The 24771-nt window shown below is 64.7% G+C and carries 26 protein-coding genes; 19 read left to right on the forward strand and 7 right to left on the reverse strand.

Annotated features, from left to right (window positions below; all coding sequences use genetic code 11):
* Positions 1–47: 47 nt before the first annotated feature.
* Genes ttdB through R9B85_RS22695 form a run of 3 tightly spaced genes read right to left on the reverse strand, consistent with a single transcriptional unit; the run spans position 48 to position 2950 of the window.
* On the reverse strand, positions 48–656 hold the full coding sequence (gene ttdB, locus R9B85_RS22685) for a L(+)-tartrate dehydratase subunit beta (protein WP_003259286.1): 609 nt from the start codon (positions 654–656) through the stop codon (positions 48–50).
* Positions 653–1552, reverse strand: coding sequence for a L(+)-tartrate dehydratase subunit alpha (ttdA, locus tag R9B85_RS22690; protein WP_112252228.1), 900 nt, complete (start codon positions 1550–1552; stop codon positions 653–655). The genes ttdB and ttdA overlap by 4 nt, the downstream gene beginning before the upstream one ends.
* A 54-nt stretch (positions 1553–1606) precedes the next feature.
* Positions 1607–2950: a dicarboxylate/amino acid:cation symporter gene (locus tag R9B85_RS22695; RefSeq protein ID WP_215521493.1), complete on the reverse strand. Its 1344-nt coding sequence runs from the start codon at positions 2948–2950 to the stop codon at positions 1607–1609.
* A 195-nt stretch (positions 2951–3145) separates the two neighbouring features.
* Between R9B85_RS22695 and R9B85_RS22700 the strand changes: the two genes are divergently transcribed.
* Positions 3146–4057 (forward strand): LysR substrate-binding domain-containing protein, encoded by a 912-nt coding sequence (locus tag R9B85_RS22700; protein ID WP_207879118.1) that lies wholly within the window; start codon positions 3146–3148, stop codon positions 4055–4057.
* A 61-nt stretch (positions 4058–4118) separates the two neighbouring features.
* A complete protein-coding gene (locus tag R9B85_RS22705; protein WP_085592701.1) occupies positions 4119–4604 on the forward strand; it encodes an isochorismatase family protein in 486 nt (161 codons plus the stop codon).
* Between the two features lie 248 nt (positions 4605–4852).
* Here the strand turns inward: R9B85_RS22705 and R9B85_RS22710 are convergent, their stop codons facing one another.
* Positions 4853–5551 (reverse strand): pirin family protein, encoded by a 699-nt coding sequence (locus R9B85_RS22710; RefSeq protein WP_047934682.1) that lies wholly within the window; start codon positions 5549–5551, stop codon positions 4853–4855.
* A gap of 175 nt (positions 5552–5726) precedes the next feature.
* Between R9B85_RS22710 and R9B85_RS22715 the strand changes: the two genes are divergently transcribed.
* The 5 genes from R9B85_RS22715 to R9B85_RS22735 all read left to right on the forward strand — a co-directional run bounded on the left by R9B85_RS22715 (position 5727) and on the right by R9B85_RS22735 (position 12049).
* Complete coding sequence (locus R9B85_RS22715; RefSeq protein ID WP_423770595.1) at positions 5727–8243, forward strand: UvrD-helicase domain-containing protein; 2517 nt, start codon at positions 5727–5729, stop codon at positions 8241–8243.
* Between the two features lie 185 nt (positions 8244–8428).
* Entirely contained in the window at positions 8429–9355 is a 927-nt protein-coding gene (locus R9B85_RS22720; RefSeq protein ID WP_112252224.1) for an alpha/beta fold hydrolase, read from the forward strand.
* Positions 9356–9578: 223 nt separating this feature from the next.
* Positions 9579–10004, forward strand: a complete 426-nt coding sequence (locus tag R9B85_RS22725; protein ID WP_112252223.1) for a VOC family protein — start codon at positions 9579–9581, stop codon at positions 10002–10004.
* Positions 10001–10138 carry a hypothetical protein gene (locus R9B85_RS22730; protein WP_243432414.1) on the forward strand — a complete coding sequence of 46 codons (138 nt, stop codon included), beginning with the start codon at positions 10001–10003 and terminating at the stop codon, positions 10136–10138. The genes R9B85_RS22725 and R9B85_RS22730 overlap by 4 nt, the downstream gene beginning before the upstream one ends.
* A gap of 234 nt (positions 10139–10372) precedes the next feature.
* The gene (locus R9B85_RS22735; protein WP_423770596.1) at positions 10373–12049 is read left to right on the forward strand and encodes an MFS transporter; all 1677 of its coding nucleotides are present in this window, start codon (positions 10373–10375) and stop codon (positions 12047–12049) included.
* A 128-nt stretch (positions 12050–12177) separates the two neighbouring features.
* Here the strand turns inward: R9B85_RS22735 and R9B85_RS22740 are convergent, their stop codons facing one another.
* Positions 12178–12747, reverse strand: a complete 570-nt coding sequence (locus tag R9B85_RS22740) for a hypothetical protein (protein WP_252378956.1) — start codon at positions 12745–12747, stop codon at positions 12178–12180.
* A 111-nt stretch (positions 12748–12858) separates the two neighbouring features.
* Between R9B85_RS22740 and R9B85_RS22745 the strand changes: the two genes are divergently transcribed.
* From R9B85_RS22745 to R9B85_RS22775, 7 genes are read left to right on the forward strand one after another with little or no spacing between them, the layout of a single operon-like run.
* A complete protein-coding gene (locus R9B85_RS22745) occupies positions 12859–13536 on the forward strand; it encodes a thermostable hemolysin (protein ID WP_112252221.1) in 678 nt (225 codons plus the stop codon).
* A complete protein-coding gene (locus R9B85_RS22750) occupies positions 13526–14986 on the forward strand; it encodes an AMP-binding protein (RefSeq protein ID WP_112252220.1) in 1461 nt (486 codons plus the stop codon). The genes R9B85_RS22745 and R9B85_RS22750 overlap by 11 nt, the downstream gene beginning before the upstream one ends.
* Before the next feature lie 15 nt (positions 14987–15001).
* On the forward strand, positions 15002–15682 hold the full coding sequence (locus tag R9B85_RS22755; RefSeq protein ID WP_112252219.1) for a TenA family transcriptional regulator: 681 nt from the start codon (positions 15002–15004) through the stop codon (positions 15680–15682).
* Entirely contained in the window at positions 15669–16475 is an 807-nt protein-coding gene (locus R9B85_RS22760) for an SDR family oxidoreductase (RefSeq protein ID WP_112252218.1), read from the forward strand. The genes R9B85_RS22755 and R9B85_RS22760 overlap by 14 nt, the downstream gene beginning before the upstream one ends.
* The gene (locus tag R9B85_RS22765) at positions 16472–17113 is read left to right on the forward strand and encodes a tetratricopeptide repeat protein (RefSeq protein ID WP_112252217.1); all 642 of its coding nucleotides are present in this window, start codon (positions 16472–16474) and stop codon (positions 17111–17113) included. Before R9B85_RS22760 ends, R9B85_RS22765 begins: the two co-directional genes overlap by 4 nt.
* 2 nt (positions 17114–17115) lie before the next feature.
* Positions 17116–17778, forward strand: a complete 663-nt coding sequence (locus R9B85_RS22770) for a response regulator (protein ID WP_112252216.1) — start codon at positions 17116–17118, stop codon at positions 17776–17778.
* Positions 17775–19142: a sensor histidine kinase gene (locus R9B85_RS22775; protein ID WP_375149219.1), complete on the forward strand. Its 1368-nt coding sequence runs from the start codon at positions 17775–17777 to the stop codon at positions 19140–19142. Before R9B85_RS22770 ends, R9B85_RS22775 begins: the two co-directional genes overlap by 4 nt.
* A 6-nt stretch (positions 19143–19148) precedes the next feature.
* On the opposite strand, the gene R9B85_RS22780 is transcribed toward R9B85_RS22775, so the two are convergent.
* Positions 19149–19535: a VOC family protein gene (locus R9B85_RS22780; protein ID WP_112252214.1), complete on the reverse strand. Its 387-nt coding sequence runs from the start codon at positions 19533–19535 to the stop codon at positions 19149–19151.
* Positions 19536–19775: 240 nt separating this feature from the next.
* Here R9B85_RS22780 and R9B85_RS22785 point away from each other — a divergent pair, with 240 nt between their 5' ends.
* A complete protein-coding gene (locus R9B85_RS22785; protein ID WP_112252213.1) occupies positions 19776–20681 on the forward strand; it encodes a LysR family transcriptional regulator in 906 nt (301 codons plus the stop codon).
* Between the two features lie 38 nt (positions 20682–20719).
* On the opposite strand, the gene R9B85_RS22790 is transcribed toward R9B85_RS22785, so the two are convergent.
* Positions 20720–21193, reverse strand: coding sequence for a YMGG-like glycine zipper-containing protein (locus R9B85_RS22790; RefSeq protein WP_207879135.1), 474 nt, complete (start codon positions 21191–21193; stop codon positions 20720–20722).
* A 151-nt stretch (positions 21194–21344) separates the two neighbouring features.
* Here R9B85_RS22790 and R9B85_RS22795 point away from each other — a divergent pair, with 151 nt between their 5' ends.
* Genes R9B85_RS22795 through R9B85_RS22810 form a run of 4 tightly spaced genes read left to right on the forward strand, consistent with a single transcriptional unit; the run spans position 21345 to position 24754 of the window.
* Positions 21345–21941: a paraquat-inducible protein A gene (locus R9B85_RS22795; protein ID WP_112252211.1), complete on the forward strand. Its 597-nt coding sequence runs from the start codon at positions 21345–21347 to the stop codon at positions 21939–21941.
* Complete coding sequence (locus R9B85_RS22800; RefSeq protein ID WP_423770597.1) at positions 21938–22582, forward strand: paraquat-inducible protein A; 645 nt, start codon at positions 21938–21940, stop codon at positions 22580–22582. Before R9B85_RS22795 ends, R9B85_RS22800 begins: the two co-directional genes overlap by 4 nt.
* Positions 22566–24206 (forward strand): intermembrane transport protein PqiB, encoded by a 1641-nt coding sequence (locus tag R9B85_RS22805; protein WP_207879141.1) that lies wholly within the window; start codon positions 22566–22568, stop codon positions 24204–24206. The genes R9B85_RS22800 and R9B85_RS22805 overlap by 17 nt, the downstream gene beginning before the upstream one ends.
* Positions 24207–24217: 11 nt before the next feature.
* A complete protein-coding gene (locus tag R9B85_RS22810) occupies positions 24218–24754 on the forward strand; it encodes a PqiC family protein (protein ID WP_423770598.1) in 537 nt (178 codons plus the stop codon).
* Positions 24755–24771 lie beyond the last annotated feature (17 nt).

The raw sequence follows: 24771 nt of genomic DNA on the forward strand, positions 1-24771 counted from the left end.
GCCTTGTGTCGCGATTGGGCCGCAAAGCGGCCCCATGCCGCACGCAGCTACTTGATGAACCGCACCTGGCTGTTGATCTTCTCGATCACCGCCCCCTTGCGTTCGTTGAACCGGGCCTTGTTCTGCTCGAACAGGTTGTTGCCCTTGGTGTCGATGGAGATGATCAACGGGCCGAACTCGCGCACGCGGTTCACCCACAGCGTCTCCGGCATGCCCAGGTCCTGCCATTCCGCACGCTCGATCTCTTCCACCTGGGTCGCCGCCAGCACCGCGCAACCGCCCGGGAACACGGCATGCACTGCCTTGTTCTCCAGGCAACCGGTCGTGGTCTCCGGGCCCATGCCGCCCTTGCCGACAATCAGCTTCACGCCGGTCTGTTCGATGAACTGCTTCTCGAACTTTTCCATGCGCATGCTGGTGGTCGGGCCGATGGAGACCATCTCGAAGCTGCCATCGTCCTTCTTCCTGACGATGGGGCCTGCGTGGAAAATCGCGCCGCCACGCAAGTCGACCGGCAGCTCGCGGCCCAGTTCGATGAGGCGACGGTGGGCAACGTCACGGCAGGTCACCAGCTGGCCGGTGAGGTAGACCACATCGCCCACGTTGAGGTTGGCCAGGTCTTCGTCGCTGATGGGTGTGCTCAGGATCTTTTTCACAGTACTACCCCTTCGTGCGAGAGGATGTCGTAGGACAGGTCGGCGTTGATGCGGATCTTGCCGCGGCGGTGCGCCCAGCAGCCGGTGGACACCGCCACACCGATGGTGGACGGGTGGCGGGCCGAAGACTCGATGTTCACGCCCATCACGCTGCTGTTGCCGGTCAGGCCCTGCGGGCCGATGCCGATTTCGTTGAGGCCATCCTCCAGCAACCTTTCCATCATCGCCGCGCTTTCGTTGGGGTGGCTGGAGTCCACTTCGCGCAGGATGGCCTTCTTCGACAGGCGTGCCGCTGTCTCCACCGAGGTCGATACCCCTACACCCACCAGCAGTGGCGGGCAGGCGTTGACACCGCGTGAGGTGATGACATCGAAGACGAACTCGGTCACCCCTTCATAACCTTGCCCTGGCATCAGTACCTTGGCCGAGCCCGGCAACGTGCAGCCGCCGCCGGCCATGTACACGTCGACGATGGCGTAGTCGGCATCGGGGATGATTTCCCAGTCCAGCCACGGGATTTTCGAGCCGGTGTTGGTGCCGGTGTTCTTCTCGATGAAGGTTTCCACCGCATTGTGGCGCAGCGGCCCCTGGATGGTGGCCTCCCTGGTGGCGTTCTCGAGGATGCTTTCCATCTCGCCCAGCAGCGGGAAGCGCGCGCCGGCCGAGACGAAGTACTGGATGACGCCGGTGTCCTGGCAGCTTGGCCGGTTGAGCTTGTCGGCGTATTCCTGGTTGTCGGCCATCGAGTCGTACACGGCGATGGCCAGCGGGTTGGTTTCGGCGGCGCGCAACTTGGCGGTCTTTTCCTTGACGTCGCGGGGCAGGCGCTTGCCGATATAGGCGGTGAACTTGGCCATCACGTCGGTAAGCGATGACACGGCTGTTTCTTTGTCCATGATTATTTCCTCACTGCATCACAAGGCGGGTTCTTTTTGCTGTTTTTCGAAAGGTCAGGGTGCGGGTGTGCCGGCCTCCATGCGTGCAAGGGCAGGGTGCGGCGCAGCGGCCTCGGGTTCGGGGGCGGGTTCGACCGGCAGTTGGCCGTCCAGGGCCTGGGCCATGCGCTGCTTGTCCAGCGCACCCACCCAGTTGGCAATGGCCACGGTGCCGACCGCGTTGCCGATGGTGTTGGTGATGGCCCGGGCTTCGGACATGAAGCGGTCCACGCCCAGCAGCAGGACCATGCCGGCCACCGGGATGTTGTCCATGGTCGCCAGGGTCGCGGCCAGGGTGATGAAGCCCGAGCCGGTTACGCCTGCAGAGCCTTTGGAGGTGAGCAGCAGCACACCCAGCACGATCAGTTGGTCCATCAGGGTCAACGGTGTGTTGGTGGCCTGGGCGATGAAGATGGCGGCCATGGTGTAGTAGATGCACTGGCCGTCCGGGTTGAAGGTAAGGCCCGAGGGAATCACCAGGCCGACCACAGGCTTGGACACGCCAACCTTTTCCAGCTTGTTCATCAGTTGCGGCACCACCGACTCGGATGAGCTGGTACCCAGTACCGTGAACAGCTCTTCCTTCAGGTACTTGAGGAACTTCCACAGGTTGAAGCCGGACAGCCGGGCAATGGCGCCCAGCACCACCACCACGAACAGGAAGCAGGTCAGGTACATGGTCGCCATCAGCTTGCCCAGCGAAACGATCGAGCCCAGCCCGTACTTGCCCACGGTGAAGGCCATGGCCCCGCAAGCGGCCAGCGGTGCCACGCGCATGATCATGCCAACGATGAAGAACATGCCGTGGGAGAACGCTTCCAGCACATCCACCATCGGCTTGCCGCGCGGGCCCAGGTGCGAGAGGGCGATACCGAACAGGGTGCTGAACAGCAGGATTGGCAGGATCTCGTTCTTGGCGAAGGCATCGGTCACGCTGCCGGGTATCACATGCAGCAGGAAGTCGATGAAGCCGCCGTTGTTGCCGGCTGCCGCGGCGGTGTAGGTGGAAATGCTCTTGGCATCGAGGGTGGCGGGGTCGACGTTCATGCCCTGGCCGGGCTGCACGATGTTGACCACCACCAGCCCCAGCACCAGGGCAAAGGTGGACAGCACTTCGAAGTAGATAAGCGCGCGCACGCCGACGCGGCCGAGTTCCTTCATGTTTTCCATCTTGGCGATGCCAAGCACCACCGTGGCGAAGATGATCGGGGCGAAGACCATCTTGATGAGTTTGATGAATGCATCACCGACGGGCTTCAGGTCAGCGCCAACCTGTGGCCAGAACACCCCGATCAGCACCCCGAGGGTTACGCCGATCAATACCTGTACGTAGAGCTTGCCGAACAATCGCTTGGCCATTGCCGTCTCCGAATTATTGTTGTGAGTCGGATTTATCTGGCGGCCGGGCTGCTCGTGAGGGTGCAGGTCACACCTGGCCTTGGCGGCCGAAGAGCCCAGCTTTGTTGTGGTTAATCACGCAGGGCAAAAGGTAATGGTTTTTCAAAAATGCTGTAATACAATGAAATTCAATTCATTGTGTCCCTCAGGTTAATTATGAATCCGGTATCGGAGCTGGCTTTCTTTACCCAGTTGATCAGGGTGGGCAGCCTGGCGGGCACCGCGCGCGAACTGAACCTGACCCCGCCAGCGGTCTCCAAGCGCCTGGCGCAGCTGGAACAGCGCCTGGGCGTACGCCTGCTGAACCGCACCACACGCAGCATCAGCCTTACTGCCGAGGGCGAGACTTACCTGGTGAATGCCAGGCGCATACTGGGCGAGATCGAGGAAATGGAGCGGCAGGTGTCCAGCAGCCGTGCCGAGCCCAAGGGCTTGCTACGGGTCAATGCGCCGCTGGGCTTTGGCCGTACCCATGTGGGGCCGGCGGTGTCGTCGTTTGCCAAGCGCTACCCCGAAGTGGAGGTGCAGCTGCACCTGACCGACCGCCCCATTGCCCTGCCGAATGACGCCATCGATGTGGCCATCCGCTTTGGCGAGCTGCCTGACTCGCGACTGATCGCCCGCAAGATCGCGTCCAACCGCCGCCGCTTGTGCGCATCGCCTGGTTACCTGCAAGTCCACGGGACCCCTGAATCGCCAAAGGACCTGGCCAGTCACAACTGCATCGTGCTGCGCCAGAATGACGCCGCGTTCGGTATCTGGCGGCTGAGCCGCGGCAAGCAGAGCGAGTCGGTGAAGGTACATGGCAGCCTCAGCACCAACGATGGCGAGGTCGCCCTGAACTGGGCGCTGGACGGGCAGGGCATCTTGCTGCGGGCCGAGTGGAACCTGGCCGATCACCTGCGCAGCGGGCGCCTGGTGGAAGTGCTGGGTGATTACCAGACGCCGCCTGCGGATATCTATGCGGTGTACCTGGAACGCCTGAACCTGTCGGCCAAGGTGTCGTGCTTCGTCGAGCACCTGAGGGCGTTCTTCCGCCAAGGGGACAGCCTGGCAGCGTGGCATTGAGGCCTTTCCCACAGGCGATCGCGTTATACTCCGCGCCTTTGCCCATGCCCGGAATCCGCCCATGCGCCAGGTTTTGCTCATCGTCGATGTCCAGTCCACCTTCAGCCCGCCCGAGTGGCTGGTCGATGGCTTGCGCCGGTTGTCGGCGAACATCCCCACCATCGCCTCGGTCGAGTTGCACGATGAGCAGGTCACGCCGTTCGAGCGGCAGCTTGGCTGGCACCCGGCGGCCGAGGACGACAGCCTGGTCGAGGCCGACCAGGTGTTCGTCAAGCATGGCTACGGGCAGAGCGCCGAGGCCATCGACTACATCAAGAAATTGGGTGTGGAACGCGTGCTGGTATGTGGGTTGCAGACCGAAACCTGTGTGCTGGCCGCCGGTTTCGCCCTGTTCGATGCAGGGTTGATGCCCACCCTGGTCACCGACATGACGGTAGGTTCTTCGCTCGACAGGTCGGGCAAGCTGGGCATCGACCTGTGGAAGCATCACTTCCGCCAGGTCACTACCTCGGCCGAAGTGCTCGCCGAAGTGGCTGTACCAGGCTAGCGCTTGCAGGCCCATTCTCATAGAACTGCACATAACTCATTGAATTAGCAGGGACCCTGTGGGAGCGGCTTTAGCCGCGAACACCGGCGCAGCCGGTGCCATGCACCGCGTTGGATTCTTCGCGGCTAAAGCCGCTCCCACAGGGTACAAGGATCGCTTGCGAATTCAGTTATCTGTGCGACAGCGCAGCCCAAAGGGCTGCGCAATCCACAGGGGAACACCTGCATGCGAACCTGCAGGGGCAGGCCTCAGGCCACATCCACCAGCACGATCTCGCTGTCCTCGATGGCGGTCACCCGCAGCACCTCCTCCTGCTCGATCGCCACGCCATCACGCGCCTTGGCACGCAGCCCGTTGACTTCCACCAGCCCCTTGGCCGGCACCAGGTAGCCCCGGCGGGCGGCATCGAAACGGTATTCGGCAGTTTCACCTGCACGCAGGGTGGCTGCCACCAACCGCGCATCGGTGCGGATCTGCAGGCTGTCCTCATCGCCCGCACGGCCGCTGGCCAGGGTCACGAAGCCTTCACCACGCTCCCCTTTGGGGAACGGCCGGCTACCCCATTGTGGTGCTTCGCCGGTGCGCTCCGGCACGATCCAGATCTGGAAAATACGTGTGTCGACGTCTTCCAGGTTGTACTCGCTGTGCACGATGCCGGTACCGGCGCTCATCACCTGTACATCACCGGCTTCGGTACGGCCTTTGTTACCCAGGCTGTCCTGATGGCTGATCGCGCCCTCACGCACATAGGTGATGATTTCCATGTCGCGGTGCGGGTGCGGTGGAAAGCCGCTGCCGGCAGCGATCAGGTCATCGTTCCACACCCGCAGGTTGCCCCAGTGCATGCGTGCCGGGTCGTAGTACTCGGCAAACGAGAAATGGTGGTGGGCGTCGAGCCAGCCGTGGTTGGCGTGGCCGAGGCTTTCGAACGGTCGCAGTTGCAGCATGGTCGTGCTCCTTGAATCAGTGGAATGACGCCATGATGCGCCAACAAAGCATCGAAAATAAGCGTAAATATCGGCTTAAAATAATCAGTAAAATAGATTTGTATAGGTGGGGTGTTTTGTCCGTTTCATCGCCTAATCCACTGATCTGCAAGCATTCGCTGGCGATTTTTTGTCGATGCGGCGAACATGCCCGCTGATTTTGTTCATCACCGGAGTGACCGTGGCCCAAGAGCAACCCAAGGCCCCCGCCGACCTTACCCCTCCTGCCCAGCTGCCCTGGTTTCGCCGCCTGGCGGCCCGCCTGCTGGGGCGTGGCCTGACCCGCCTGCAGGCCCAGCACCGCGACTCCTGGTTCCTCGGCCACGCCAGCGGCCAGCGCAGTGGCCATGCCGATGGCGTGCGTGAAGGGTTCGAACGCGGGCGGGTGGAAGGTTACGAGGCCGGGCGTCAGGTGCTGGTGATCCGCGATACCCGGCCCGACACCGCCGCGGTGCCGGGCCGGGATGACAACCTGTTCGATGACTGGCGCCTGCCCCTGACTGCCGAGCTGAAAAAGCGCTTCAAGGCCGATGTCGCCCAGCGCTTGCCCGCCGAGGCGCAGCCCAGCGCCGCGCAATGGAAGCTGATTTTCAGCGACACACCGTCCACCTGCGTGGTGGCCGGGGCAGGGGCGGGCAAGTCCACCTCGCTGGTGCTGCGCATCCTGCTGTTGCGCCATTACCTGGGCTACGAGCTGGATGCGATGACCGTGGTCACCTTCACCCGCGAGTCGCGCAAGGACTTCATCAAGCGCCTGCTGCAGGTATTCGCCTTGTGGCAGATCAACCTGCAACCGCTGCAGGCCCGCGAGCTGGTGCGCACGTTCCATTCGCGCATCCTGCCGCTGGTGCGCAGCTTGCCGGGCTTTGGCCAGGTGCGCGCGTTCGAAACGCTGGGCAACGAGATGCCGGCCGGGCGTGAGGCCGAGGCCGAGAGCAACCCGTTCGACCTGCGCCTGAACGATGCCCAGCGCCAGCAGCTGAACCAGTGTTACAGCACCCTGCTGGGCGAGAACCCGCGGTTTGCCGAGCTGGTTGGCCTGTTGCGCAGCGAAGCCCTGCAGCTCAAGCCGCTGGACCCGAACAACCCCGATGTGCAGAAGCGCGCCCAGGTGACCCAGCTGGCGGCCCAGCGCGACGAAGAACTGTGCGACGTGATCGAGGACCTGTGGTTCGCCGCCGGTGCCTGGCCGATCAAAGGCATCGAGCCCTGCCGCGAGACCATCGAGATCCGTGGCAGCCGCTTCCATGTGCATGGCCGCCTGGCCGGCCAAGGGCCTTTGCTCGTGCTGGGCTTCGACCCGGCGGAGAGCGCGCAGTACCAGCGCCCTGGCGCCAAGCTGGCAGTGCGTGCCGAGTGGGCGGTCAAGCGCACCCTGTTGCAGGCCTTCTGCGACCAGCCGCTGATCTGGCTCGACAACTACGCCATGGCCCGGCGCCTGGCAGCCTCGCTGGCCGGTGACGCCGTGGCCGGCCCCGGCTTCGAATACAAGGTCAAGGGCGAACTGGCCCCGGCGCCACTGCTCGATGCCTTTGTCGGTGCGGCGAATTTCATCGAGAACCTCGGCCTGGAGGTGAACACTGCCGTGGCGGCGATGAGCTTCCCCTCCGGCGACAGCGATGCGCTGTTCTTCGAGGCATTGGCCCTGTACTGGAAGGCCCTGGAGGCGCACCTGCTGGACCAGTCGCCGCCGGTGATGAGCTACAACCGCATGTTCGCCTTGTTCGGCGAGAACAGCCCGGAAAACCTGCAACTGCTGCCCGACCCGTTGCTGCGGCCGCTGGCGCACCTGATGATCGACGAGTTCCAGGACGTGTCACCGCAGATCGTCAGCTGGCTGCGTGCCAGCCTCGCCGAGATCCGTCGTCGTGGCCCGGCGATGCACACCGGGCGCCATGCCCAGCATTCGTCGCTGTTGTGCGTGGGCGACGACTGGCAGTCGATCTACGGCTGGCGTGGCAGTTCGCCCAAGTACTTCATGGAGTTCACCAAGGCCTTCCCGTCACCGGCCAACACCCGGGTGATGCTGGTCGACAATTACCGTTGCCAGCAGCAGGTGATCGATGCGGCCGAGCATCTGGTCAAGGGCACCCCGGCGATTGCCGGCAAGAAAGCCCGGGCCAGCGGCCCGGCTGCCGAGTTGCCGGGCACGCCGGTCAAGGTGTTCGACCGTGACGAGGCCGCGCTGGGTGAAACGCTGATCGAGCATTACCAGCGTGGCGAGACGGTGATGATGCTGTACCGCAAGGGCAGCGACCGGGCGCTGATGAACGAGCACCTGCAAGGCGTACTGCACGCCGAGGCGGCGCTGCCGGCCGAGCAGCGTCGGCTGCGCCAGTTGACCTACCACAGTGCCAAGGGCTTGCAGGCCGATGCAGTATTCATGCTGGGCGACTGCCAGTACCTGACCAGTTCGCCCTACAAGAACCAGGTGTATCGCCAGGCCGGGCTGGGCAAGGCCGGTGATGCCCAGCCGTTCGATACCGCGCAGAAAGAAGAGGTTCAGCGCCTGGCCTATGTAGCGGTAACCCGCGCGGTGCAGCACTGCTACTGGCACGTGGAAGCCGCCAACGGTGAAGTGGCAGCGGCGCCGCGCGCGTCCAGCCAGGTGGATGGCAGGCAGGCGTTCTTCGAGGACTTGCGCGGGCAGTGAGGGTCGGTGACGGTTAAGTCACGGTCGGTGACGGGCCAGTGGTGTGCCTGAGGTTGCGCCAAGGTAACGTGTCGGAGCCCTGAATGGCCCGGCGCAAGGGTTGCCGCTGGCGACAGGAGGCGAAGGGGCCGGCGGCGTATTCGGCCTGGCATGGTCATGCCAGGCTTCAGTCAGGAAGCGTACCCATGCGTTCTTCATCGACACCCAAGGATCACCTGCTGGACCTCGACGGTATTGAAATAGCGGTACGGACCTGGGGGAGGGAAGACGGCATCCCCGTGCTGGCCTTGCATGGCTGGTTGGACAACGCCGCCTCGTTCGAGCGCCTGGCACCGATGCTCGACGGCTGCTTCGTGGTCGCCCCCGACCTGGTCGGCCACGGCCGCTCGGACCATCGCCGCCACGACAGTGGCTACTACCTGTGGGAACATGCCCAGGACATGCTGGCGGTTACCGACAGCCTGGGCCTGGCGCAATTCCATGTGCTGGCCCATGGCATGGGCACCGGGGTGGCGTCGCTGCTGGCGGCCATGACCAGCGGTATTGCCAGCATGACCTTTCTCGACGGCATGGGCGCACCGTTCACGGTGGCCGAGGATGACCGCGTGCAGCACCTGGCCCGGGCCTACCGGCTCAAGCGCATGGTGCAGCGCAGCCAGCTGCAGGGTTTTGCCGAGCCGGACGTCGGCCGTTTCGAGGACCTGGACACGGCGCTGGCGCAACGCCGCGAGCGCCTGGACACCGAGCTGTCGGAAGAGGCGGCACGGCTGCTGGCGCTGCGCGACCTGCTGCAACTGGGCGAGGGCTATTGCTGGCGTCACGACCCACGTCTGGTGCTGCCCGAACCCATGCCGCTGACCGAGCGCGAAGCCTGCGACCTGCTCAGCCAGATTCGTTGCCCGTTGTACCTGCTGTTCGGTCGCCAGGGAGCATTCACCGGTGACGCCTTTACCCGGCGCCAGGCGGCCTTGCCCAGCCAGGCGAAGATCTCCTGGCATCCGGGCGGGCACCACTTCCACCTGGATGCGCCGGATCGCGCGCTGGTCGATCAGTTGCTGCGTATCCTGGCCCGCCATGAAGGGGGCGTGCTGCAACGGTTGGTAAACGAGTAGGTGAGCATGGTCATGCCGTGCGGACCTGGGCTATGGTGGCTGTGGGAGCTTAGCTGCGAACACCGGCGCAGCCGGTGCCATGCACCGCGTTGGATTCTTCGCGGCTGAAGCCGCTCCCACAGGGTACCTGGATCGCTTGCGAATCAGGTTCCCTGCGTGACAGCGCAGCCCAAAGGGCTGGGCGAGCCTCTACAGGAATTCAGCGGCCACAAGGAGCCTTGGCATGCGACCGTTCACCATCAAGCATATCGACCACCTCGTTCTGCGCGTCAGCGACCTGGATCGCAGCGTAGCCTTCTACACCGAACTGCTCGGCTGCACGGTCAGCCGTGTGCGCAAAGACCTGGGCATGGTCCACCTGGCCACGGGCACGGCAATGATCGATCTGGTGACCCTGGACGGTCCCCTGGGCCAGCCTGGCGGCGCGGCGCCGGGGGCCGAAGGGCGCAACCTGCACCATTTCTGCCTGCGCATCGAGCCGTTCGATGAGGCTGCACTTACGGCCTACCTGCAAGCTGCAGGGGTTGAAGTCGAACCTGCCGAGAAACGCTATGGCGCCGAAGGCGAAGGGTTGTCGCTGTACTGCTACGACCCCGATGGCAACCAGGTCGAGTTGAAAGGGCCGGTACCGGCAACGGACGCTCCATGAGTAACCTGCACACTCGCGAGCACGGGATCGGCACCGCACAAGGCAAGCTGTTCGCCCAGGAATGGGCGCCGCTGCAGGCGCAGGGCGCGCCTGTCATCCTGCTGCACGATTCGCTGGGTTGCGTTGCCTTGTGACGTGAGTTCCCGGCGCAGCTTGCGCAAGCCACCGGGCGTCGGGTAACAGATCGCGCAAGGTTCAAGTGGATATCCCGGCAAAGCCTATTATGCTTCAGTTACCTTGCTGCGATCCGAGGCGGCCCGCCTCGTCGTGCTTCGCATATCCAAAGCAAGCCCCCCAGGGCCTGGGTGCGATGGTGAAAAAGATATGAGGTGCTCCCGGCCTGCATGACGACAAGACGGAGGCACCCCATGGCGGTTCTCGACAGCACATCCACGGGCAGCGCGCCCCAACGCGGTATCACCCGGGAGGAGCGCAAGGTCATCTTCGCCTCGTCCCTGGGCACGGTATTCGAATGGTACGACTTCTACCTGTACGGCTCCCTGGCGGCGATCATCGCCAAGCACTTCTTTGCCGGGGTCAATGAAACCACCTCGTTCATCTTCGCCTTGCTGGCCTTTGCCGCCGGCTTTGCCGTGCGGCCATTCGGCGCCATCGTGTTCGGTCGCCTGGGCGACATGATCGGGCGCAAGTACACCTTCCTCATCACCATCGTCATCATGGGCCTGTCCACCGCCGTGGTGGGCCTGCTACCCAGCTATGCCACGATCGGTGTGGCCGCCCCGATCATCCTCATCAGCCTGCGCCTGCTGCAGGGCCTGGCATTGGGTGGCGAGTACGGCGGCGCGGCCACCTATGTGGCCGAACATGCACCCAAGGGCCGGCGCGGCTTCTTCACCGCGTGGATCCAGACCACCGCCACCCTGGGGCTGTTCCTCTCGCTGCTGGTGATCATGACCTGCCGCACAGTCATGGGTAACGAGGTGTTCGAGGCCTGGGGCTGGCGGGTGCCGTTCCTGCTGTCGATACTGCTGCTGGCAATCTCGGTGTACATCCGCATGCAACTCAACGAGTCGCCGGTGTTCATGAAAATGAAGGCCGAGGGCAAGTCGTCCAAGGCGCCACTGACGGAATCCTTCGCCCGCTGGGACAACCTCAAGGTGGTGATCATGGCGCTGCTTGGCGGCACCGCCGGCCAGGCCGTGGTGTGGTACACCGGGCAGTTCTATGCGTTGTTCTTCCTGTTGCAGATGCTCAAGATCGAGCCGCAGACCGCCAACCTGCTGATTGCCGGTTCGCTATTGATCGGCACACCGTTCTTCATCTTCTTCGGCAGCCTGTCCGACCGCATCGGCCGCAAGAAAATCATCATGGCCGGCTGCATCATCGCCGCGCTGACCTACTTCCCGATCTTCAAGGCACTGACCCAGTACGGCAACCCGGACGTATTCGTCGCCCAGGAGCAGAACCCGGTGGTGGTGATGGCAGACCCTGCCCAGTGCGCGTTCCAGTTCGACCCGGTGGGCAAGGCCAAATTCACCAGCTCGTGCGATATCGCCAAGAGCCTGCTGGCCAAGCGGGCCATCCCCTATACCAACGAAGCGGCCGAACCCGGCAGCGTGGCGCAGATCCGCATCGGTGAACGGGTGCTGCCAAGCTTTGATGGCAGCGGCCTGGCGGCAGCGGACTTCAAGGCACGCAGCGACGCCTTTACCGCAACCTTGACCGGGGCGTTGAAGGAAGCCGGCTATCCGGAAAAGGCCGACCCGGCGAAGATCCACTTCCCGATGGTGCTGTTGCTGCTGACCATTCTGGTGATCTACGTGACCATGGTCTACGGGCCGATCGCGGCCTGGCTGGTGGAGCTGTTCCCGGCGCGTATCCGCTACACCTCGATGTCGCTGCCTTACCACATCGGCAACGGCTGGTTCGGCGGCTTCCTGCCGACCGTGGCATTTGCCATGGTGGCGGCGACCGGGGATATCTATTACGGCTTGTGGTACCCGATCGTGATTGCGGTGATGACGGCGGTGCTGGGGATATTCTTCCTGCCCGAAACCAAGGACCGGGATATCAACCACACCTGAGATTGATAGTGGCAGGACTGGCCTCTTCGCGGGTGAACCCGCTCCCACAGGGCTATCGCTGCACTTGAGGGCAGCGGGGTACCTGTGGGAGCGGGTTCACCCGCGAATGGGCCGGCACAGGCACCCAATCAGTCAAAATACCCACGCAAGCCAAACGCATACCCGGTATCCACCCCAGCAGCCTCACCGCGGCTCCAGCGCTTTTTCAGCACGAACTCGAACGCCGGCTCGTACAGCCCGTCACGCACCAGCGCACCCGCCAGCACTTCCACGTCATACCAGCCATTGTCCAGCTCGATGATCGGCCGCCCCGGCACCTGGTAGCGGGCCATCAGGTCACCCAGGGTCTTGGGCGTGAAGTGCTGCAGGATGCGCCAGGTGTACAGCATCAGCGCACCGTGCTCGACTTGCAGCACATAGCCATTACGGCGGTGCTTCAGGCGGCTGCCGGGTTCGCGCAGGGCCGGCGTATGGTTGTCCAGGGTGAACAGGATGCGGTAGGGCAGGTTATCGACCCCGGCCAGTGGCAGCACGACCCCTTCGCGCACGGCCTGGTCACCGCTGTCGCCGTGGGTGAAGGCATGGGCCAGGTCGTCGGGCAGTTCACGTTGGTGTTTGAAGCGCTCGAGCAGCTGGATATCGCCGAGCAGAAAGTAGTCGACCAGGTCGTTGAGCACTTCGCTGAATTCGTGGCGCATCTGTTTTCCTTGTTGGTGCGCATGAGGGCTATGGCAAATGTAGCACTTCAGATTGGCTTCAGATTGCCCCCGGATACTGCCCCCAAGACCTGACTTGAAAGGGGGACAGCCATGACCCAGGCAGACAGCGCCAGCCTGTTTCCGCTGGCTATCGGCAGCCACGGCGATCGCCTCGCCCACATGACGCTGACACACCCGGGAGAGCCGGGGCGCGAGGAGCTGGAACAGTTCATTCACGCCCGCTTTGCCTGCGCGCACCACGCCGACGTGCAGCATTACCTGCCCGAACTGCTCGGCCTGCATGACAGCCACGGGCGCCTGATGGCCGCCGCCGGCATACGCCTGGCCGGCAGTGGTCCGACCTTCATCGAGCGTTACCTGGATGAGCCGCTGGAAGTGGCCGTGACCCGGCTGTCGGGCAGCCCGGTGAGCCGTGCGCAGTTGGTCGAAGTGGGCAACCTGGCCGCGCTCACCGCCGGCAGCGCGCGGATCATGATCATCGCAGTGACCTGGTTGCTGGCTGCCCGCGGCTTGCAGTGGGTGGCCTTCACTGGGGCCGCGACCCTGGTCAACAGCTTTCATCGCCTGGGCCTGGTGCCCACGGCGCTGGCCATGGCCGACCCAGGCCGGCTGAATGGCGATGCCGACAGTTGGGGCAGTTACTACGCGCAGCACCCGCAAGTGTTCGTCGGCAATATCGACTACGGCCATGCAGCCCTGGCCCGCAGTGGCGTTTTCGAGCGGCTGGGCTTGCCCGCGAACGTGCAGGAGGCCGGCCATGCCGCGTGAATGCCAGTTGTTCAGGGAAGTGTTGCAATTGCATGCCCGCCACCGAGGGGCGCAACCGGCGTTGCTGGGCCTTGGCAGACAACATACCTATCAACAGTTGCTGGACGAGGTCGAGCAACGACGGGCCTGGTTGAGCGCGCAGCCACCGGGCACCTTCGCCCTGGCCCTGGAAAACGGCCCCGAGGCGCTGTTCTGGGACCTGGCGGCGCTGTTCGCGGCGCGCCCCATCGTCATCCTGCCGGCGTTCTTCAGTAGCGCCCAGCGCCGCCACTGCCTGGCACAGAGCGGGGCGGTGCTGGCGCTGGCTGATGAGACCTTCGCTGACGATTTGCACGCCAGCGGCTTCACTGCCGGTGAGCGCTTCTGGAGCCGGCAGCCGCCAGCGGCCGTGCCCTTGCCGCCGGGCACCGCGAAGATTACCTACACCTCCGGTAGCACCGGTGCACCCAAGGGCGTATGCCTGAGCGCCGAGGCCATGCTGCGGGTAGCGGGTGAACTGGAGGCCGCCAGCCGGCCCACGGCGCCAGGCAAGTACCTGGCAGTATTGCCCCTGGCGGTGCTGCTGGAAAACCTGGGCCTGTACGCGGCCCTGCTGGCCGGGGCGAGCATTGCCCTGTACCCGCAGGCGCAATTGGGTTTTCGCGGTGCCAGCCAGGTCGACTTCAAGCAATTGCTGGGCGCCATCGCCTTGAGTGGTGCCGAAAGCCTGATCCTGGTGCCGCAACTGCTGCTTGGGCTGGTCACCGCCATCGAGCGCGGCCTGATGCGTGTCGGCCCGTTGCGCTTCGTGGCGGTGGGCGGCGCGCGGGTGGCGCCGAGCCTGCTGGCCCGGGTCGAGGCCGTCGGGCTGCCGGTGTTCGAGGGCTATGGCTTGTCCGAATGCGCCTCGGTGGTGTGCCTCAATCGCCCCGGGGCGCACCGTCCGGGCAGCGTCGGGCGGCCGCTGCCGCATGTGCAGGTGCGCATTGCCGAAGATGGCGAAGTGCACGTGGCCGGTTCGACGTTGCTCGGCTATCTGGGCGAGCCACCCTTCAGCGAGCCGTGGTTGCCGACCGGTGACCTGGGCCACTTCGACAGCGACGGCTTCCTGTACCTGGCCGGGCGCAAGAAGCACCAGTACAGCACCAGCTTCGGGCGCAACGTCAACCCCGAGTGGGTGGAGGCCGAACTGACCCAGGGCGGGGTGATCGCCCAGGCGTTCGTCCACGGCGAAGGCCTGGCACACAACCTGGCGCTGATCTGGCCGCTGGACCCGCAGGCTGACGACCACACCCTCGAACAGGCCATCCGCCAGGCCAATGCCGGCCTGCCGGATTATGCCCGGGTGCATGCCTGGCGGCGCCTGCCCGAACCCTTGAGTGCCGCCGGGCAAACCCTGACCGCCAACGGCCGGCCACGCCGCGAACAGATCCTGCGGTGTTACCAGTCCCTGTTATCCGACCTTCAATGATCCGCGAGGTTTGCCATGCTTTTCTTCGATACCCTGCAGCAGGAAACCGCCGACGAGCGTACGGCATTGTTCAGTGTCCCGGTGATCCGCGACGCGCTGGCCGGCAAGGCCAGCCTCGAGGCTTATGTGGCCTTTCTCACCCAGGCTTACCACCACGTGCGGCACACCGTGCCATTGATGATGGCTTGCGGGGCCCGTTTGCCGGTGCGGCTTGAGTGGCTGCGCGGGGCAGTGTGCGAGTACATCGAGGAGGAGTACGGCCATGAGCGCTGGATTCTCGATGATATCGCCGCCTGCGGTGGCGACCCGCATCAGGTGGTGGGCGGCCGGCCGGCATTGCCCATCGAGCTGATGGTGGCGTTTCTCTACGATCAGATTGCCCGCGGCAACCCGGTCGGGCTGTTCGGCATGGTCAACGTGCTCGAAGGCACCAGCATTGCCCTGGCCACCCAGGCTGCCGGTACCCTGCAGAGCAGCCTCGGCCTGCCGGACCAGGCGTTCAGCTACCTGAGTTCCCACGGCGCCCTGGACCAGGACCACATGGTCACCTACCGTGACCTGATGAACCGCCTGGACCAGCCCGAGGACCAACAGGCGGTAATCCACGCTGCCAAAGTGGTGTATCGCCTGTATACCGCCATGTTCGAAGGGCTGCCGCGCGCCGCGCAGCAGGAGGTACAGCATGCGCTTGCCTGATTGCGTGGCGGTGCTTACCGGCGCCAGCGGTGGCATCGGCCTGGAACTGGCAGCCCAGCTATGCAGTGCCGGTGCCCGTGTACTGGCGGTCAGCCGGCAGCAGGGCAGGCTGACCGAACTGATGGCGCGCTACCCCGGGCAACTGCGTTGGCAGCAGGCCGACCTGCGCTGCGCCGAAGGCCGCCGTGACGTGCTGGAGGCGACGCGGGCGATGGGCAGTTGCAACCTGTTGATCAACGCCGCCGGGGTCAACCGCTTCGCCTTGCTCGAACAGATGGACGAGGCTGCCCTGGACGAGTTGTTCGACCTCAACATCAAGGCCGCCGTGCAGCTCACCCGCCTTTGCCTGCCGCTGCTGCGCGAGCAGCCCAGTGCGCTGGTGGTGAACGTGGGGTCGATCTATGGCTCGATCGGCTACCCGGGCTATGCCACCTACTGCGCCAGCAAGTTTGCCTTGCGCGGGTTCTCCGAGGCATTGCGCCGCGAGCTTGCCGACACCTCGGTGAACGTGCTGTATGCCGCACCGCGCACCACCCGCACGACGATGAACAGCAGCGCCGCGCAGGCCCTGAACCAGGCGTTGAAGGTAGGCGTCGACGACCCGCATGACGTCGCCCGCGCGGTGCTCGACGCGGTACAGGCCGAGCGTAGCGAACTGTACCTGGGCTGGCCGGAAAAACTCTTCGTACGCCTGAACGGCATGCTGCCGGGTGTGGTCGATCGCGCCCTGCGCAAGCAACTGCCGCTGATCCGTCGCTACAGCACCTGGCACAGCAAGGAGTCGAGCAAATGAAACGTCTGATACTGGCCAGTCTGCTGGCCATCGCCCCGTTCACCTGGGCCCTCGACCAGAACGCTACCCAGCAACTCGATGCCATCCAGCAGCGCTGGGCGGTGATTCGCTACAACCTGCCCGAGGCTCAGCGTGCCGAGGCGTTCGAAGCCCTGGCGGTGCAGTCGGCGGCGTTCGTGCACCAGCACCCGGGTTCGGCCGAGCCACTGATCTGGGATGGCATCGTCAACAGCAGCTGGGCTGGTGCCACCGGCGGGTTGGGTGCACTGGGCAAGGTCAAGGCCGCCCGCGCCAGCCTGGAAAAGGCCCTGGCCATGGACCCCAAGGCGCTGCAGGGCTCGGCCTACACCAGCCTGGGCGCGCTGTACGACCAGGTGCCCGGCTGGCCGCTGAGCTTCGGCGACCAGGCCAAGGCCGAGGCCATGCTGCGCCAGGCGCTGGCGATCAACCCCGACGGTATCGACAGCAACTACTTCTGGGCTGACCACCTGTACCGGCAGAACCGCTACGACGAAGCCCGCGCCGCCCTGCAGAAGGCATTGCAGGCACCGCCCCGACCCGGGCGGGAGCTGGCCGACCAAGGCCGGCGCGGTGAAATCGATGCTTTACTCAAAGCGATCAAGGACAAACAGGATTGAGCATGCGCCTGCTGCTGGTAGAAGACGACGCCGCGCTGGGGGAGGGGATCTGTGACGGCCTGCGTCGCGAGGGCTATACCCTCGACTGGTTGCAGGATGGCGCCAGCGCATTGCATGCCCTGTGCCACGAGGAGTTCGACCTGACCATTCTCGACCTGGGTTTGCCGCGCCTGGATGGCATCGAGTTGCTGCGGCGCCTGCGTGCGGCCGGAAAGAGCCTGCCGGTGCTGGTGCTGACCGCACGCGACGCCACCGAGGACCGCATCGCCGGGCTGGACGCCGGCGCCGACGACTACCTGGTGAAACCCTTCGACCTCAACGAACTCAAGGCCCGCTTGAGGGCCTTGCTGCGGCGCAGTAGCGGCCGCGCCCAGGTGCTGATAGAGCATGCCGGGGTGTGCCTGGACCCGGTCAGCCAGCAGGTACGCTACCTGGGCCAGCCGGTGGTGCTCACGCCCAAGGAATACCTGCTGCTGCACGAACTGCTGGCCCAGCCGGGCAAGGTGTTCACCCGCGAACGCTTGACCCAGTTGCTGTATGGCTGGGATGAAGAGCCGGAGAGCAACACCCTGGAGGTGAATATCTACCACCTGCGCAAGAAGCTGTTCAACGGCCTGATCCGCACCGTGCGCGGGATTGGCTACCTGGTGGAACGCAAGGCATGAGCTCGCTGCGCCAACGCACCTTGTGGCGGGTGATGCTGCTGTTGCTGGTCGGCAGCGGGTTGCTGGCGCTGTACAACTACCACGACAGCCGCCACGAAATTAACGAGGTGTACGACGCCCACCTGGCGCAAAACGCCCGGCTGCTGCAGGGCATCATGAGCCTGCCGGTGCAGGAGCAGAGCCGTGACGAGTTGTACCGCGCCTTCGACGAGGCCTTGAGCAAGGCCGGGCAGCACAAGGTGGGGCACCGCTACGAGAGCAAGCTGGCCTTCCAGGTGTGGGCCGACGACGACGGGCTGCTGGTGCACACGCCCAGCGCGCCGCAGTTGGGGCAGACGCCGCGGGTGCCGGGTTTTGCCGACGTGGTGGTCGATGGGCGCCGTTGGCGCAGTTTCGTCTTGCCCGTGCCGGAAAAACACTGGGTGATCTGGGTGGGCGAGCGCAACGATGTGCGTGATGACCTGATCGAACGCATCGTGCGGCACACGCTGTTGCCATTCCTGTTCGGCAGCCTGGCCCTGGCCTTGCTGGTGTGGGCGGCCATTGGCTGGGGCCTGCGGCCGCTGCAGAACATGGCCAGGGTTATCCGCGCCCGCCACGCCGAGTCGCTCGAGCCGTTGCAGCTGGTGCCGTTGCCCAAGGAGCTGGAACCGATGCAGGCGGCGATCAACCGCCTGCTCGGGCAGATCGATGACCTGCTGCGCCGTGAGCATCGTTTCATCGCCGACGCTGCCCACGAGATGCGCACGCCCTTGGCCATCCTGCGCCTGCATGCGCAGAACGCCCTCAATGCAGAAAGCGCTGCGGAGCGGGACAAAGCTCTGCAGTTCCTGATGGGCGGTGTCGACCGCCTTGCCCGGGTGGTCAACCAGCTGTTGACCCTGGCCCGCCTGGAGCCGCGGCCGGGCCGGCATGACTGGCCGCGGGTGGACCTGGAGGGCGTGGTGGCCGAGACCCTGGCCGAGCTGACCCCATGGATTCTGGAGCGCGGGCTGGAGCCTTCACTGGACATCACCGCCGGCGACTACCACTTGCACACCGACGCTGGCGCGCTGGGTATTGCCTTGCAGAACCTGGTTGCCAATGCCGTGGACCATTCGCCGGCAGGCGGTCGGGTTACCGTGACACTGCAGCGGGAGGGGCAGGCCCTGGTGGTCAGCGTCGACGACGAAGGGCCGGGTATCGCCGAGGTCGACCAGCAGCGGGTGTTCGAGCGTTTCTACAGCAAGGGCTCGACCAATGGCGCCGGGCTGGGGTTGTCGATCGTCAGCACCATCATGACCCGCCTGGGTGGCAGCGTGCAGTTGCGCAACCAGCTACCGCACGGGTTGCGCGTAACCTTGCGGCTGCCCGTGGGGCCGTGAACAGCGCTAGTGCTTTTGGGCGATCTGGATCAGGTTGCCGCAGGTGTCGTCAAACACTGCCACGGTGACAGGCCCCAGGGGGGTAGGCGGCTGGGTGAACTGCACGCCCGCCGCGCACAGCCGGGTGTATTCGGCCTGGATGTCACGCACGCCAAACGAGGTGGCGGGAATGCCGTCCTGCCTGAGCGCGGCCTTGTATGCCTTGGCGGCCGGGTGCGCGTCGGGTTCGAGCAGCAACTCGACGCCGTTGGGGTCGTTGGGGGAGGTCAGGGTCAGCCAGCGGTGGCGGCCCATGGGGATATCGTGCTTTGGCTCGAAACCGAGCACGTAGTGGTAGAAAGCCAGGGCTTTGGCCTGGTCGTCGACGAGGATGCTGGTGACCACGATCTTCATGAACGCACGCCCTATGCCTGGAACCGTTGAGTATCAGTAAAGACAATCGGGGGCTTTTGGCCAAGTTCCTGCTGGTTCACCCGCGAAGAACGTGACGCGACGAGACGCACGCCGTCCCTCGTGAAAACCTGTTCAAGCCATAGGTAAATCCTTCATCAGCCAGCCCCCATCCACCCGTTGCCAAGGGTAAAGTGGCAGGCACGATTCCAGCGCGCCCAGACCGGCGTCAGAGAGGTGCCCGTGGCGGCCTATACATTGCGACAACTCAAGTACTTCGTCACCACCGTCGAGGCCGGCAGCGTGGCCGAGGCTTCACGCCAGCTGTACATCGCCCAGCCGTCCATTTCCACGGCGATCAAGAGCCTGGAGGAAAGCTTTGGCGTGCAGCTGTTCATCCGTCACCATGCCCAGGGCGTGTCACTGACGCCCAGCGGCAAGCGCTTCTATGCCAAGACCAGGTCGCTGCTGCAGATGGCCCACGAATTCGAGCAGAATGCCCTGGCCGACAACGATACCGTGGCCGGGCAGATCGACATCGGCTGCTTCGAAACCGTGGCACCGCTGTACCTGCCGCGCCTGATCGCCGGCTTTCGCCAGCGTTACCCGGGGGTGGATATCCGCCTGCGCGACGGCGAGCAGCAGGACCTGATCCAGGGCCTGACTGCAGGTACCTTCGACCTGGCGTTCCTCTACGACCATGACCTGGACGGCACCATCGAGGCCGAGCCGCTGATGCCGCCGCAGAAACCCTATGTGCTGCTGCCCGAGAACCACCGCTTCGCCGGCCAGGCCCAAGTGTCGCTGCGTGACCTGTGCCCCGAGCCGATGATCCTGCTGGACGTTGCCCCCAGTCGTACCTACTTCGTCAGCCTGTTCAACGAAATGGGCCTGACGCCCAACATCGTCTTCAGCTCGCCATCGATCGAGATGGTGCGCGGCATGGTCGGGCAGGGCTTCGGCTTTTCGCTGCTGGTGACGCGACCGCATTCGGAGTACACCTACGACGGGCAACGCCTGGCCATGCTGGATATCGCCGAGCCAGTGGCGCTGTCAGGGCTGGCGGCAGCATGGTTGAAGCGTGTGCAACTGACCAAGCCGGCACAGCTGTTCGTGGAGTTCTGCCGGGAACAGTTGGCGAAGTTCTGAAACAGGCACGCCATGCAGAAGCATGGCGTGCCCGCTGATCAAGGGTTGACCTGATAGCCGCGCCCTTGCAGGCACCCGGCGTAAGCACTGGCGTGGGCCTGGGCTTTCGCTTCGTCCTGGCCGCGCCGGTCCTGACGGCGGTCCTGACGCTGGCGCATGCCACCGACCGCAGCACCGGCGGCGGCCACTTCACCGGCGCGGTTCTGCCGGTATTCCTGTTTGGCATCATCACCGACCCGGTCATACAACTCGTCGTGCTGGTTGCCGCGCACCTGTGCGCCTGCCGCACCGGCAACCGCGCCGGCGGCAGCACCGCGTACCCGGCCACCGACATGGGGGTCGCTGGAGGTCGCCGCACTGTTCGCGGCATTGGTGGCGACGGTATTGCAGTCATTGATATCCAGTTGCATCTGCTGGCTGCTCTGGCCCTTGAGCGGCACCACCGACTGCGCCTGGGCTGCCGATGCCGCGCACAGCAGCACCAGCAGGCAACTCCACGTGAACGTACGCATGGCAAACCTCCAGCGGGTGGGGATCCCGTTTCACAGGATAGTTCGACTTTGCTGTCTATGATGGCGGTTTTGCCGGGATGGTCTAAACCGGATATCAAACGTGGATCGCTCGCGTATCACGGCGGGAATCCGGGCCACCTGTGGAAACCCCATGAGCCAGACCCAGCACCTGATCATCTGTGAGTACTGTGACACGGTGTACCACCGTGCGCCGCTGCTCAAGCACCAGCGCGCCGTTTGCCAGCGCTGTGGCGGCGTGCTGTACCGCCACACTTCGCTGACCGTGGAGCAACGGCTGGCCCTGAGTGTGACGGGGGGCATCCTGCTGGTGTTGGCCAATTTCTACCCGGTGATGACCATCGGCATGCAGGGGCTCACCCATTCCGCGACATTATGGGACTCGGTGCAGATCCTCAGCCACGGCAGTATCACCTTCATCGCCCTGGTCATGGCGTTGTCCATCATCTTTGCGCCGGTGCTGCAGATCGGCCTGCTGTGCTGGCTGCTAGGCTTCGCCCTGGCGGGCCAGCGCGCCCCCGGCTTTGCCCTGTGCATGCGCAGCCTGGAAGGCCTGAGGCCGTGGAGCATGCTGGAAGTGTGCTTGCTGGGGGCGATGGTGGCGGTGATCAAGCTGGCGGGGTTGCTTGACGTCATACCCGGCATCGGCCTGTTGGCGCTGGCCGCGCTGAGCATGCTGATCATCCATGTCGCCGGCAAGGATATCCGCGACCTTTGGGAGCAAGTATGAATCCCCCGGCCAACGCCGACGACCTGGGCCTGTGCCTGTGCCATGGCTGCGGTCAGGCCTGTGAACTGGGCAGCGGCAAGCACACCTGCGACCGCTGTGGTGCTGCCATCCACCGACGCAAGGCCAATGCCATCAGCCGCGGCTGGGCGTTTCTGCTGGCGGCGCTGGTTTTCTACATCCCCGCCAACCTGCTGCCGGTGATGCACACCGAAATGCTCGGCAGCGGTAGTGCAAGCACCATTGGCGGTGGCGTGCTGGAGTTCTGGGAGGCCGGCGCCTGGGACATCGCGCTGATCATCTTCATTGCCAGCGTAGGCGTGCCGGCCATCAAGTTCTTCTCGCTCGGGCTGTTGCTGTTCACCGCCCAGCGCGGTTCTACCTGGGCCTGTCGGCAGCGCTCGCAGCTGTACCGTTTCGTCGAGCTGATCGGCTACTGGTCGATGCTCGATGTGATGGTGGTGGCGCTGGTGGCGGCGCTGGTGCAACTGCGCGGGCTGGGCACCATCGAGCCGCGAGTGGGCATCCTGTTTTTCGGCATGGTGGTGGTACTGACCATGTTTTCTGCGATGAGCTTCGATCCACGCCTGATCTGGGATAGCCGTGCCAACGAGGGAGGCCGCATTGATGGTGCAACAGACTGACAAGCGCGAGGGAGCGGGGCAGGTTGAAGTGCACACCCGGCGCTGGAGTGTGTCGCTGGTATGGATCGTGCCGATACTGGCGATTCTGATCGGCGCTTCGCTGGTGGTGCGCAACTGGATGCAGCAGGGGCCAGTCATCGCCATTTCCTTCCACACCGGGGAAGGGCTGGTGGCGCACAAGACCCAGGTCAAGTACCGCAGCGTAGTAATTGGTGAAGTCACCACGGTGGACCTGGCCGACGACAAGAAGAGCGTGGTCGCCAAGGTCCAGCTGTCCAATGACGCACGCGCGTTCGCCACCCAGGGCGCGCGCTTCTGGGTGGTGCGGCCACGCATTGGCGTGGGCGGCGTGTCCGGTGTGGATACGCTGCTGTCGGGCAGTTTCATCGGCGCGGATTCCGGCGAATCGAAAGTGCCCGAGAAGTCCTTTGTCGGCCTGGAGCTGCCACCGCCGATCACCTACGACGAAAAGGGCAAGCGCTTTGTCCTGACCGCCAGCGACCTGGGGTCGCTGGATATTGGCTCGTCGATCTATTACCGCAAGATCCCGGTGGGCGAGGTGGTGTCCTTTGCCCTGCAGGGCGATGGCAAGGGCGTGGAGATTGGCGTGTTCGTGCAGGCCCCCTACGACAGCTTCGTCACCGCCGATACCCGCTTCTGGAACGCCAGTGGCGTCGACATGCAGATCGGTGCCAACGGCCTGAAGATCGATACCGAATCACTGTCGTCCATCCTGGTGGGCGGGCTGGCCTTTGGCTCGCCCGACCTCGCCCCGCAAGCCGAGCCCGCTGCCGACCAGGCGCGCTTCCAGCTGTTTGCCGACCGCGACACCGCCCTGGCACCGCCCAGTGGCCAGGCGCAGTACCTGCAGTTGCGCTTCGACCAGGCCATGCGCGGTCTGTCGGTGGGAGCCCCGGTGGAGTTCAAGGGTGTCGAGTTCGGCAGGGTCACTTCGGTCAAGCTCGACTACGATGCTGCCCGGCAGACTTTCCCGGTGGTGGTCGATGCGGTGATCTACCCGCAGCGGTTGGGGCCGGTGCACCGCAAGATGCTGTCCGTGTTCAAGCATGCAGAAGGCGACATGGACGGCGCACGGCGGCTGATCGGCACCTTCGTCGAGCACGGGCTGCGGGCCCAGGCGCGCAGCGGCAACCTGATCACCGGGCAGATGTTCATTTCCCTGGACTTCTACCCGGATGCCCCCAAAGTGGCCTTCGACAAGACTGCCGACCCCATCACCATCCCCACATTGCCCGGCAGCCTGGAGCAGTTGCAGGAGCAGCTGCAGCGGGTGGTGGAGCGCATCAGCAAGTTGCCGCTGGAGAGCATCGCCAACAACCTGGATGGCAGCCTGCGAGAGTTGCGCGCCAGCCTCAAGCAGTTCAATGGCCAGACGCTGCCGGACGTGAAGGTAGCGCTGGACGAAGTGCACAAGACCCTGCGCACGGCCAATTCGGCCATCTCCGAGGACTCACCGCAGCGCGAGCGGATGGGCGAAACCCTGGACGAACTGGAGCGCATGTCGCGTTCGCTGCGTGACCTTGCCGATTACCTGGGCCGGCACCCCGAGTCGCTGATACGTGGCCGGCCGAAAGCCGCCACTGCCACCGACCTTGAACCCTGAGGAGACAGCCGATGCATCGACTGCGCAATGTGTGTGGCGCCGGCCTGCTGGCCGTGCTGTCGGGCTGCAGCAGTACCCCGAACAACTATCACACGCTGGTACCGAGCGAGCCGATGCGCGACGGCGGCCAGCGCATCCAGGTGGAGAGGGTGGCCGTGCCACCGCAGGTGGACCGCCCGCAGCTGGTGGTGCGGCAAGGGCAGAGTGGCCTGGCCATCCTCGAAACGGAGTGGTGGGGGGCCAACCTGGTAGATGAGTTCCGCAGCGCCTTGCAGGACCAGTTGGGCGGGCCGGTGGGGGGCGGCAAGGCGTTGTTGCGGGTGGACGTGCAGCGCTTCGATAGCGTGCCGGGGCGCTACGCCTCGCTGGAAGCGGTATGGCGCCTGACACGTTCGGGTGAGGCCGAACTGACCTGCCGTACCTCGCTGCAGGAGCCAGCGGACAACAGCATCGCCAGCCTGGTCAATGCTCACCAGGCCAACCTGCGCAAACTGGCCGAGGTGGTGCGGGGCAGTGCCAGGCAGGGCAGCTGTGCCCGACCTGCCTGACGGGCACCTGTGGGAGC

The sequence above is a fragment of the Pseudomonas sp. NLJ1 genome (genome assembly GCF_049486705.1).
GTDB classification, from domain to species: domain Bacteria; phylum Pseudomonadota; class Gammaproteobacteria; order Pseudomonadales; family Pseudomonadaceae; genus Aquipseudomonas; species Aquipseudomonas inefficax.

Bases quoted from the DNA above. Each gene is read 5' to 3' on its own strand.
- R9B85_RS22720 (WP_112252224.1), top strand. From the start codon at position 8,429: ATGCGTTCTTCATCGACACCCAAGGATCACCTGCTGGACCTCGACGGT.
- R9B85_RS22800 (WP_423770597.1), top strand. From the start codon at position 21,938: ATGAATCCCCCGGCCAACGCCGACGACCTGGGCCTGTGCCTGTGCCAT.
- R9B85_RS22725 (WP_112252223.1), top strand. From the start codon at position 9,579: ATGCGACCGTTCACCATCAAGCATATCGACCACCTCGTTCTGCGCGTC.
- R9B85_RS22780 (WP_112252214.1), bottom strand. From the start codon at position 19,535: ATGAAGATCGTGGTCACCAGCATCCTCGTCGACGACCAGGCCAAAGCC.
- R9B85_RS22700 (WP_207879118.1), top strand. From the start codon at position 3,146: ATGAATCCGGTATCGGAGCTGGCTTTCTTTACCCAGTTGATCAGGGTG.
- R9B85_RS22705 (WP_085592701.1), top strand. From the start codon at position 4,119: ATGCGCCAGGTTTTGCTCATCGTCGATGTCCAGTCCACCTTCAGCCCG.
- R9B85_RS22730 (WP_243432414.1), top strand. From the start codon at position 10,001: ATGAGTAACCTGCACACTCGCGAGCACGGGATCGGCACCGCACAAGGC.
- R9B85_RS22810 (WP_423770598.1), top strand. From the start codon at position 24,218: ATGCATCGACTGCGCAATGTGTGTGGCGCCGGCCTGCTGGCCGTGCTG.
- R9B85_RS22695 (WP_215521493.1), bottom strand. From the start codon at position 2,950: ATGGCCAAGCGATTGTTCGGCAAGCTCTACGTACAGGTATTGATCGGC.
- R9B85_RS22735 (WP_423770596.1), top strand. From the start codon at position 10,373: ATGGCGGTTCTCGACAGCACATCCACGGGCAGCGCGCCCCAACGCGGT.
- R9B85_RS22795 (WP_112252211.1), top strand. From the start codon at position 21,345: ATGAGCCAGACCCAGCACCTGATCATCTGTGAGTACTGTGACACGGTG.
- R9B85_RS22750 (WP_112252220.1), top strand. From the start codon at position 13,526: ATGCCGCGTGAATGCCAGTTGTTCAGGGAAGTGTTGCAATTGCATGCC.
- R9B85_RS22715 (WP_423770595.1), top strand. From the start codon at position 5,727: ATGCGGCGAACATGCCCGCTGATTTTGTTCATCACCGGAGTGACCGTG.
- R9B85_RS22710 (WP_047934682.1), bottom strand. From the start codon at position 5,551: ATGCTGCAACTGCGACCGTTCGAAAGCCTCGGCCACGCCAACCACGGC.
- R9B85_RS22760 (WP_112252218.1), top strand. From the start codon at position 15,669: ATGCGCTTGCCTGATTGCGTGGCGGTGCTTACCGGCGCCAGCGGTGGC.
- R9B85_RS22775 (WP_375149219.1), top strand. From the start codon at position 17,775: ATGAGCTCGCTGCGCCAACGCACCTTGTGGCGGGTGATGCTGCTGTTG.
- R9B85_RS22770 (WP_112252216.1), top strand. From the start codon at position 17,116: ATGCGCCTGCTGCTGGTAGAAGACGACGCCGCGCTGGGGGAGGGGATC.
- R9B85_RS22805 (WP_207879141.1), top strand. From the start codon at position 22,566: ATGGTGCAACAGACTGACAAGCGCGAGGGAGCGGGGCAGGTTGAAGTG.
- R9B85_RS22790 (WP_207879135.1), bottom strand. From the start codon at position 21,193: ATGCGTACGTTCACGTGGAGTTGCCTGCTGGTGCTGCTGTGCGCGGCA.
- R9B85_RS22755 (WP_112252219.1), top strand. From the start codon at position 15,002: ATGCTTTTCTTCGATACCCTGCAGCAGGAAACCGCCGACGAGCGTACG.
- R9B85_RS22740 (WP_252378956.1), bottom strand. From the start codon at position 12,747: ATGCGCCACGAATTCAGCGAAGTGCTCAACGACCTGGTCGACTACTTT.
- R9B85_RS22765 (WP_112252217.1), top strand. From the start codon at position 16,472: ATGAAACGTCTGATACTGGCCAGTCTGCTGGCCATCGCCCCGTTCACC.
- R9B85_RS22745 (WP_112252221.1), top strand. From the start codon at position 12,859: ATGACCCAGGCAGACAGCGCCAGCCTGTTTCCGCTGGCTATCGGCAGC.
- ttdA (WP_112252228.1), bottom strand. From the start codon at position 1,552: ATGGACAAAGAAACAGCCGTGTCATCGCTTACCGACGTGATGGCCAAG.